We start from the raw sequence: 10000 nt of genomic DNA, 5'->3' as shown, positions 1-10000 counted from the left end.
CGAAAGATGGATGCGCCCATCGTGCATTTCGACCACCCGTCCGGCGCGGTCGGCCTGACTGGGGGCGTGCGTCACGATGACCAGCGTGGTGCCGCGGCTGTTGAGTTCCGCCAGAATGCCCAGAACCTGAGCGGCATTTTGGGAGTCAAGACTGCCCGTCGGTTCGTCGGCCAGCACGATCTGCGGGTCGCCCACGATGGCGCGGGCAATGGCGCAGCGCTGCTGCTGGCCGCCGGACAATTCGCGCGGCAGATGGTCGGCCCGGTGCGCCAGACCGACCTTGTCCATGGCGCTCAGTATCCGTTCGTTTTCGTTTTTCAGATGGTCACGCCGATAGCGCAGCCCCAGCCGGATATTTTCAAACACCGTCAGGTGGTCGATCAGGTTGAAGTTCTGAAAGACGAAGCCGATGCGCGACGCCCGCAACAGCGCCCGTTCACGTCCCGACATCTCGGCAACGGCCCGGCCGTCAAAGCGATAGTCGCCGTGACTGGGGCTTTCCAGCGTGCCGATGATATTGAGCAGGGTGGATTTTCCGCTGCCCGACGGCCCGACAATGGCGACAAATTCACCCGCTTCGATGTCCAGACTGACGCCGCGCAGGGCGTTCACCGGGCGCGCATTTTCGGCATAGGTATGATGGATGTGGGTGAGCTGGATCAGCGGCATGGGGTCTATCCGGTGACCGGGAAGGTGAAGGCGAACACCGTAGAGGCGGACGGCTCATCGAGCAAACCGAGATTGCCGCCGTGCGCCAGCGCGATCTGACGGGCCAGGTTGAGGCCCGTACCGGACCCGTGCGGCTTTGTGGTGGTGAAGGTCATGAACAGCCCGGCGCGCACGCTTTCGGCAATACCTTCGCCATTGTCCGCGATGCGAATGACCACATCGTGCGGCGTGTGGGATACGCGGACGCTGACCTGACGCAGACCGGCATTGGACTCGGTGGCTTCGACGGCATTGGTGATGATATTGATCAGGGCCTGACCGACCTGCGCCTCATCCAGCGCCACCCAGGGCACGCCCGCCTCGATCTCAAGGTCGAAGCGGATATCGGCCATGGCGGGATTGCGCGTGAAAAAACTGAGCACGTCCTCGACCAGACGGCCGGGATGCACCGGCTGCAACTGCGGGGCGGGTAAACGGGCCAGCGCGCGATAGGCGTCGATAAAGCGGGTCAGGCTGGCCGAGCGGCGCGACAGGGTGGTGAGGGCGTCGCGCGCGTGGTCGGCGGCTTCGCCTGACATGGGACTGAGATAGTCCCGCGCGATATCGGCCAGCGACGAGATGGGCGTCAGGGAGTTCATGATTTCATGGCCCAGCACCTGAAGCGTATCGCGCAAGGTGGCGGCTTCGACGCGATAGATTTCCGACTGCACGTCCGTCAGTGTGGCCAGCCGGAAGGCGCCGTCCTCCGTCTGTACCTCGTTGAGGGTGAGGGCGTAGCGTCGCCCGAAGAGATCGAGCCGTGGCTCGTTCGGGGGCGTCAGGGCCGACAGCAGGGCCTCGCGACCGCGCACAATGGCGTCGTCGGTTTCAAACAGGGCGCGCGCCGCCCGGTTGACGGCCTGCGGCATCCCGCCGGGGGCCAGACTGATCAGGGGCAGGGGAATCTGATCCAGAAAGACGTGGACGGGATCGCTATGGCCCGTCGGCGCAGAGGCGGGCGGGAGCGTCGCGGCCGCCCGGTCTCCGCTCATCAGATAGGCAAACAGGATGAGACAGACCAGGCCCCCCAGCGCGGCGTTGGCCCATAGCGCCCGGTTGACGGCGTCCCCGATAAAGGCGGCGCTCAGGGCCAGTGCCAGAAGGGCCAGCCCCTGCCTCAGGCGGGGCTCAGAGACCATGTTTGGCCATCCTTCGATAAAGCGAAGGTCGGGTCAGACCCAGCTCCGCCGCTGCGGCAGACACATTGAAGTTATGCCGGTTAAGCGCTTCTTCAATCAGACTTTTTTCTGATTGCGCCAGATTGCCTCTGGGGGTGTCGGCGGCCGCGCCGGGGCGATCGTGCAGGCGCAGGTCGTCAGGCGTCAGGGCCGGATGGTCCGACAGGATGATGGCGCGTTCAATCACGTGTTTCAGGGCGTGGACATTATCGGTCCACGCTTCGGCCTGAAGACTGGCGCGGGCTTCCGGCGACAGGGTGCGCGGGTGAAAGCCGTGCAACTGACAGGTGGCCAGAATAAAATGCTCGGCCAGAGGCACGATGTCTTCGACCCGTTCACGCAGGGGAACGAGGGCGATATCCATGGTGCTGAGGGCGTACATCAGTCCGCGGTCCAGCCCGATTTCGGCGCGGGGTCTGGCGCTGGTGGAGATGACGCGGCTGTTGGAACGCGGGGCGCGATGCAGATAGCTCAGCAGGGCGGGAATGATCTTGTCCGGCAGGCGGTCGATATTTTCGAGGATCAGCGTGCGGTTGGGCGTATCGTCAAGGTCTTCGGGGGACAGGGTGGCGCATTCCACCACGCTGAGGCTTGAGCGGCGCGACTGATGATGCAGGACCGTCGCCGCCAGCGACTTGCCCGTCCCGGTCTCGCCGCTGAACAGCACGGGGATGGTCAGGGTGGCGCAGCGGTCCATGGCCGCCATGATGCGGCGCATGGGCCCGGACAGGCCGATCAGCGCGGGAGGGCGGGTGGAGGCGAGCGTGTCGGTACGCCGCGACGCAAGGGTCGCTTCCACGGTCGCCAGCAGGCGCTCATTGTTCCACGGCTTCATCACGAAGTCGCGCGCCCCGGCCCGCAAGGCCTGAACGGCGATCTGAAGCCCGCTGTGCCCGGTCACCACAATGACGCTGAGGCTTGGATCGTGGCGCAGCATGTCGGCCAGACCGTCAAGTCCCTCCTGACCGGAGGTCTGCGATTTGGAAAAGTTCAGATCGAGCAGCACCAGATCGACGGGCGTGGTGGCCAGCAGGCTGAGGGCGCTGACGGGCGACGCCGCCTCGAGATAGGCGTATCCGGCCCGGCGGAACAAAAGTTCGGCCGTTTTGCGTACATCCGCGTCGTCATCAACAAACAGAAGGGTGGGGGAGGCTTCGGACATGTACGCTTTCGGACGGGGCGGTCAATTGAGCGGACACTTTGTGAGCGCCCTTGAAAAAAGTCAACCAATACCGCCTGTTATGTATGGTTGAGGTGTCTGGTAAACTGCGCAGGCCAACACTGACGATTCTGTGCGGCGACGGACGAAGCGCGCGGATGTCAAAAAACGCGCAGCGCCCATAGGTCAGAGTCCCAAAGTGCTCTCTCTGTGTTGGTCTGACAATAATATAAAAATCCGGTCCGTGCGCGTCAAGGATGCCGCAAAGGACAGCGGAACAGGGGAGACGGTGGATGAAGCTCAAAGCGACCTTGGTGGGGGCGTGCGCCCTGTTGGCGGCGGTGACCAGTGCCTCTTTCGCGCAGGCTCCGGCGGGGCAGTTGCGCGTGCCGGACGCGCACCTCTATGTCGGTGCCAATTATCAGCCCGTGGACCGCACGCCCGCACAGATTCATCAGGACATTGCGCGCATGAAGGCCGCCGGTTTCACCGTGGTGCGCATGGGCGATCTGTCGTGGGATTACTTCCAGCCGGCCGAGGGCGTCTTCACCTTTGAGGCCTTTGATGCGGTGCTGGAGGAGATGCATCGCAACGGCATCAAGGTGATTGTGGACATTCCGGGCCAGCCGGCCCCCATGTGGCTGCACAAGGCCTATCCGGGCGTGGACCTTGTCACGCAGAACGGCACACGCCTCTATGCCGCCGAACGCTATATGGATAATACCAGCGATCCTGATTATCTGAGGCTGGTCGCCGCATTGGCCGAGGCCATGACCAAACGTTATGGCCATCATCCGGCGGTTATTGCCTTCGGCTACAATAACGAAATCGGCAATGGCTTCATGTCCTATTCCGAGGCCGACAAGACCCGCTTTGTGGCGTGGCTGCAAAAGAAGTACGGCACTCTGGACACTCTGAACAAGGCCTGGGCGACGCAACGCTGGTCGCGCACCCTCACCGCGTGGGATCAGGTGGAAATCCCTTATGGGGATGGGCCGGGCCCTTTTGAGCGCTATCTGGATCTGCGCCGGTACTGGTCAGACGCGACGATCAACGTCCTGATGATCCTCGAAAACGCCCGGCGTAAGAACGCGCCGGACAAGCCGGTCATTTCCAACCTCTGGGACAGCAGCGATCGCAAGGGGTTCGACTACCTGTCCACCTACAAGCAGTACGTCTCGCACGGGTCGCACGGCTATTATAATGGCGATGCCATCGGTGGCGCGTTTGAGACCCTGATGATGCGCGGCGCCCTGCCGACGCCGAACTGGTTTTCCGAGTTTCAGGCGGGCGGCGGTGGCTATTACGGCACCAAAGGCCGGTCGCGCATGTGGGGCTATTTCGGCCTGCTGAACGGGGCGCAGGGCATGCTGGCCTGGACGTTCAATACGCATCTTGGCGGCGAGGAGCAGGCTTTGTTTGGCCTGATTGATCACGACGACACCCCATCGTGGAAGCTGGACGAATGGGCCACCATGGCCAAAGAGTTCAAAACGCTTGAAAAACTGGGTTTCCCCCGCGAACTGAAGCCGCAGGTCGCCGTCGCCTATTCGTTCGAGGCCAAGACCGCTTCAAGCCCCAAAAGCTGGTCGAATACCGTCGCCCAGTACCTGAGCACACCCTATATGGTTCAGGCGCACAATGCCTTTTCGCCGGTCTATAACGACAATATCGACATCGCTGTGATCAATGTCAGCAAGGAGGATCTCAGCCGCTACAAGATGGTTGTGGTGCCGGGCCTCTACCTAATGGACAAGGCGTCGGCGGACAATATCCGCCAGTATGTGAGGGAGGGGGGTACGGTCATCATGACGGCGATGTCTGCCAAGGTGAACGAGACAAACCAATGGTTTAACACGCCTTTGCCGGGCTATCTGTCAGATGTCTTCGGGGTAAAAACGCGCGAATTCTACCGCAGGGACGCCGCTTTGAGCGGGCAGATCGGGGCCGCGTCGGTCAACACCACCATTCACTTCTATGAGGTGCTGGAACCGACCACCGCCACGGTTCTGGGCCGTTTTTCCAATGTCGAGGGAACGCCCCCGGTGGCCACGATAAACACCTATGGAAAGGGGCAGGCCATCTATGTAGCAACGCCCGCTCAGCCGTCGGTGCTGCAACCCTTATACCGCAGCCTTTATGGCCGTTTGGGGATCATGCCGGGACCCTCGACTCCTGAGGGCGTCTATGCGCGGGTGGTGAACGGACGCACCCTGTACGTGAACGCGTCCTACGGTCCGAAAGATATCCGTATTGAAGGCACGAAAACGGGGTTACTCTCCGGCAAGACGTGGTCGGGCACTCTGCATCTGGAGGCCGACGGCGTTGAGATTGTGCAGTAGGCCCCGTTGCGTGGACGGGCTGCCTCAATGTGGGGACATTCAGCCATGAAACGCTTTGTAAACGTCGCGCGGATCGCCGCCTGTCTTAGCCTGTTCGCGGGCGGGCCTGCGTTTGCGGCCCCGGCCTTGCCCCCCGTGACGGTGACCGGGGGCCAGATTGCCGGTGTGGATGAACAGGACGTCCATAAGTGGCTGGGCGTTCCCTTTGCCGCGCCGCCGGTCGGTGATCTGCGCTGGCGCTCGCCACAGCCGGTCGTACCCTGGCAAGGGGTCAGGGCGGCGGATACCTTTTCACCGGCCTGCGCGCAAACCGCGACATGGCTGCCCAATCCCAAAAGCGAAGACTGCCTGTATCTGAACATCTGGGCCCCCAGAAACGCCCATAACCTGCCGGTCATGGTGTGGATACATGGGGGCGGCTACTACGGCGGTAGCGCCGCCCAGCCGTCCTATGACGGGCGCAATCTGGCCCGGCACGGGGCGGTCATTGTCACCCTGAATTACCGTCTGGGCGTTCTGGGCTTTTTTGCGCATCCTGAGCTTTCGGCGGAGTCTGCGCACAAGGCATCGGGCAATCAGGGCCTCGAGGATCAGATCGCCGCCTTGCAATGGGTGCGCGACAACATCGCGGCCTTCGGTGGCGATCCGCAGCGCGTTACCATTTTTGGCAATTCGGCCGGCGGTGAATCTGTCGCTCAGTTGATGGCATCACCGGTCGCCAAAGGCCTGTTTCAGCGCGCCATCTCGCAGAGCGGCAATTTCGGCGTGCCGCTCACGGCCGGCGAGAACGCCTATTTTTCACGACAGTCGGCCGAAGATCGGGCGCTGACCTACGCTAAGGCGGTCGGGGCCGCCCATATCTCTGATCTGCGCCAACTGAGCGTCGAAGACCTGCACAAGGTGGCCTATTACACGCTCCCCAGCGTTGATGGCTATGTTTTGCGTGAAGACCTGACGACGACCTATACCCGGAAGCGTCACAACGATGTGCCCTTGATGGCGGGCTGGACCGCTGACGAAGGCAAGGATCTGGCGCCGGAATTGCTGTTCACCCCCACCTTTACCGCTGCCAATTATCGGGCTTTGGTGACAAAACTTCTGGGGCATGCGCCTTCACCGGAACTTCTGGCCGCCTATCCCGGCGCTACGGACGCCGAAGCCAAGGCCTCGATCAACCGGCTGAGCAATGACTGGTGGGGCTGGCGCATATGGTACTGGGCCGGGCTTCAGGCCAGAGAGGGTAAGGCCAAACCCTATCTCTATTATTTTGCCCACATGCCAGCGCAACCCAAACCCTGCCATTATGGGTGCGGTGTTGGTCATGGCGCGGAAATCCTGTTCGTCTTTGATAATCTGGATGCCGAAAAGCGCGACTGGACGCCGCAGGACCGGCAACTGGCGATCCGACTTGCCGACACGTGGGTGCGTTTCGCCAAAGACGGTGATCCCGGCAAAGATTGGCCGGCTTTTGATGGCCGTCCCGCCCGGGTGCACATCATTACCACCGAAAAGGAGGCGAATGAGACGCAGCCCTTGCCGGACTTTTCGCTGTTCTTACCCCCTTCCGAACCTCAAAAATAACGTTTCACACAGGAGACTCTATGCCCGTTAAAGCTTCCCGCAGAACCCTCGCGGCCCTGATCGCCAGCGCCCTGCTGGTGCCCTCTGCCGTAGTGGCCGCCCCCGCTGCGCGTCAGGTCACGCTCGACGTCACCAAGGCCACGCAGCCGGTTGACCGCTTTTATGATCTGTCGGTCGGGGCCGACTATCCGGGCACGACGATCCGTGAGGCCAATCTGGCACAACTGGAAATCGCCGCCAAAGAACTGGGGTTCCGCTATATCCGCTTCCACGACATCTTCCACGACGAACTGGGCACGGTGAAGAAGGTTGATAACAAGCTGGTCTATGACTGGACGAAGATCGACTATCTGTACGACCGCCTGCTGAAGATGAAGATCAAGCCCTTTGTCGAGCTGGGTTTTACGCCCTCGGCGCTGAAGACCTCGGATCAGACCATTTTCTACTGGAAGGGCAATACCTCGCCGCCGCGCCTCGATCTGTGGAAGCAACTGGTGCACGATTTCACAAAGCACCTGATTGATCGTTACGGCATCGAAGAGGTGCGTAGCTGGTATTTCGAGGTGTGGAACGAACCCAATCTCGACGGCTTCTTCCAGTATGCCGATCAGGAGCAGTATTTCGCCCTTTATGGCGTCACGGCCCGCACGCTGAAAGCCATCGACCCGCAACTGCGCGTCGGCGGCCCCTCCACCGCCGGGGCGGCCTGGGTGCCAGAGCTTCTGGCCTATGCCAAGGCGACGCACACGCCCGTCGATTTCGCCACCACCCACACCTATGGTGTCGATTACGGCTATCTCGACGAAGAGGGCAAGATGGACCTTCAGTTGTCGAAGAAGCCGGACGCCATCATCGCCGACGTCAAAAAGGTGCGCGCTGAGATCGAGGCCTCGCACCTGCCCGGCCTGCCACTGATCTTCACCGAATGGAGCACCAGCTATAACCCGCGCGACCTCAGCCACGATTCCTACGTCGCTGCGCCCTACATCCTCAGCAAGCTGAAGGGCACCAAGGGGGTGGCGCAGGGCATGAGCTACTGGGTCTATTCCGACCTGTTTGAGGAACCCGGCCCCCCCAATGCCCCCTTCCACGGCGGTTTTGGCCTGATGAACCGCGAAGGCATCCGCAAGGCTTCGTGGTTTGCCTATAAGTATCTCAACACCCTGAACGGTAAGGAAATCCCTGCGTCTGATGATCAGGTTTGGGCGGCCTATGACGGCAAGGGGGCCTCGGCGGTTATCTGGGACTTCCAGTTGCCGGACCAGAAGGGCTCAAGCAACAAGACCTTCTTTTCAAAGCTGGTCCCCAACGCCAGGTCGGCCCCGGTCAGCCTGAAACTGACGGGCCTGAAACCCGGTACCTACCGCCTGACGGTGCAGCGCACGGGCTATAAGAAGAACGATGCCTATTCCGCCTATATCGAGCTGGGGGCACCGGACACACTGACGCCGGCGCAGATCGAAAAGATGCAGGCCCTCACCACCGACGCCCCTGAAACCGACCGCAAGGTGACGGTCGGGTCAAACGGTACGGTGTCGCTCAGCGTCCCCATGTCGAGCAATGACGTGGTGCTGGTAAAGGTGCAACCCGCGTCCTGATGCGGTCATTCTGTGGGCCGGTCTTCCGGCCGGCTCACAGGCATTTTGCGGGGGCGTCAGGCTTCGATGGGGGCCGCTTCGACCTGCCGCAGCGTCGCGCGCAGCAATTCCCGCATCATGCCCTCGGCCCCGGCGGCATCGCCATTCGCAATGCAGGTCATGATCTGCTCCTGGAAGGAGAGGGTGAGCGGGCTGGGCTGGGCGTGGGTATATTCCATGTGCAGGGCGGTGCTGATCAGGGCCAGCAGGCGCGTGAAAAACGCATTACCGGACTCCAGCACGATCGTCTGGTGAAACTGGATCGCCGCCGTCAGGCGCGCTTCCGACTGAGCGGGGGCCGCTTCGAGCGCCGCAAAGAGGGTCTGAAGCGATTTTACCACCGCCGCATCGCCTCGCGCCGCCGTCAGACCGGCGGCCACGGGCTCGACCGCCAGACGCATCTGGATAAATTCCCGGAAAATCTCCAGAGAGAAGGGGCGGCGGCGCAGCCAGAAGCTGATTTCGGGATCGAGAAGATTCCAGGCGGCCAGCGGCTGAATACGGTCGGCGCGCTGACGCATACTGATCAGGCCCTTGCCCATCAGCATACGGATGGCTTCGCGGATCACCGTGCGGCTGGCCCCATAGCGTGTGCTCAGTTCGGCTTCGTTGGGCAGGCCCGAACCGTCAAACTCACCGGCGACAATGGCTTCACCGAGCAGGCGGTGAACGTGGACGGCCATCTTGGCCCCCGTCTCCATAAGGTCAGTCATTGCGCCCTCAAATCGTGCGGTATTCATCGTCTGTCTACGTCTAACGCATTCAATGTGCACTTCAAAGCACTATGGCGCATTTGCAAACGTGACCGTGTGGATGGGCCTTTGGGAGTCGCGATATGTCCGTATTCGGACACCGCGAACAGTTTCGATCAGGCCGCCTGTGTCATTTCGGAAATAATCACACATATTCAGCCTGTTAGCTGGGGGCCGGCGGCGCGTTATACTTCTGAAAAACGGTTGCGTAAACGCCGCCGATGTTCAGGGGAACGGAATGTACGACGACGCCTTGCTGATCACAGACGCCCATCACGAGTCCTTGCGTTATGGACCGCCGCGTCTGTGCGTGAACGAAGGGCAGGTGTTCCTGTCGTTTCAGGTCGATAACCCCACCCCCTGGCATATCACCGAATACGTCCAGATCTACGCCCGTCTGAGACAGGCCGACGGCGGGGTGTGCGAAAGGCTGATCGGGTGGGAAGGGTGCTCTGTGGCACCGGGTCAGCAGCGAACCCTGCATTTTTACGCCGAGGCCCTGAGTGGTCAGGCGGCCAGCGAGGCCTCTGGGGCCTTATCCGGGCTGTTGGAGGTGCAGATACGCAGCCTGTCCCAGCTCAGGTCCCGACTGATCTGCCGCGGCCACGTCGAGCGCTTGTAAAAAGCCCTCGCTGAACAGGGA

General features: G+C 61.7%; 8 protein-coding genes. 4 read left to right on the top strand and 4 right to left on the bottom strand.

Translation table 11 applies throughout. The annotated features are described in order from the left end of the window. From LDL37_RS00885 to LDL37_RS00875, 3 genes are all read right to left on the bottom strand, one after another. The coding region (locus LDL37_RS00885) for an ABC transporter ATP-binding protein (RefSeq protein WP_290792984.1) at positions 1 to 669 on the bottom strand (669 nt) is incomplete at its 3' end. Positions 670 to 674: 5 nt separating this feature from the next. Then, positions 675 to 1847, bottom strand: a complete 1173-nt coding sequence (locus LDL37_RS00880; RefSeq protein ID WP_290792981.1) for a HAMP domain-containing sensor histidine kinase — start codon at positions 1845 to 1847, stop codon at positions 675 to 677. After that, on the bottom strand, positions 1837 to 3048 hold the full coding sequence (locus tag LDL37_RS00875; protein WP_290792978.1) for a response regulator: 1212 nt from the start codon (positions 3046 to 3048) through the stop codon (positions 1837 to 1839). The genes LDL37_RS00880 and LDL37_RS00875 overlap by 11 nt, the downstream gene beginning before the upstream one ends. Positions 3049 to 3338: 290 nt before the next feature. Between LDL37_RS00875 and LDL37_RS00870 the strand changes: the two genes are divergently transcribed. Genes LDL37_RS00870 through LDL37_RS00860 form a run of 3 tightly spaced genes read left to right on the top strand, consistent with a single transcriptional unit; the run spans position 3339 to position 8566 of the window. Beyond that, complete coding sequence (locus tag LDL37_RS00870; RefSeq protein WP_290792975.1) at positions 3339 to 5387, top strand: beta-galactosidase; 2049 nt, start codon at positions 3339 to 3341, stop codon at positions 5385 to 5387. 45 nt (positions 5388 to 5432) lie between these two features. Next, positions 5433 to 6968: a carboxylesterase family protein gene (locus LDL37_RS00865; protein ID WP_290792973.1), complete on the top strand. Its 1536-nt coding sequence runs from the start codon at positions 5433 to 5435 to the stop codon at positions 6966 to 6968. A 20-nt stretch (positions 6969 to 6988) separates the two neighbouring features. Next, a complete protein-coding gene (locus tag LDL37_RS00860; RefSeq protein WP_290792970.1) occupies positions 6989 to 8566 on the top strand; it encodes a beta-xylosidase in 1578 nt (525 codons plus the stop codon). Between the two features lie 56 nt (positions 8567 to 8622). On the opposite strand, the gene LDL37_RS00855 is transcribed toward LDL37_RS00860, so the two are convergent. After that, entirely contained in the window at positions 8623 to 9318 is a 696-nt protein-coding gene (locus LDL37_RS00855) for an FCD domain-containing protein (protein ID WP_290792967.1), read from the bottom strand. Positions 9319 to 9595: 277 nt separating this feature from the next. On the opposite strand from LDL37_RS00855, the gene LDL37_RS00850 reads away from it, so the two are divergent. Continuing rightward, entirely contained in the window at positions 9596 to 9979 is a 384-nt protein-coding gene (locus LDL37_RS00850; RefSeq protein WP_290792964.1) for a hypothetical protein, read from the top strand. Positions 9980 to 10000 lie beyond the last annotated feature (21 nt).

It is taken from the genome of Asticcacaulis sp., from assembly GCF_020217185.1.
Lineage (GTDB): Bacteria > Pseudomonadota > Alphaproteobacteria > Caulobacterales > Caulobacteraceae > Asticcacaulis.
The sequence above is the reverse complement of the archived record's forward strand: the minus strand, read 5'-3'. Positions and strand labels throughout refer to the sequence as shown.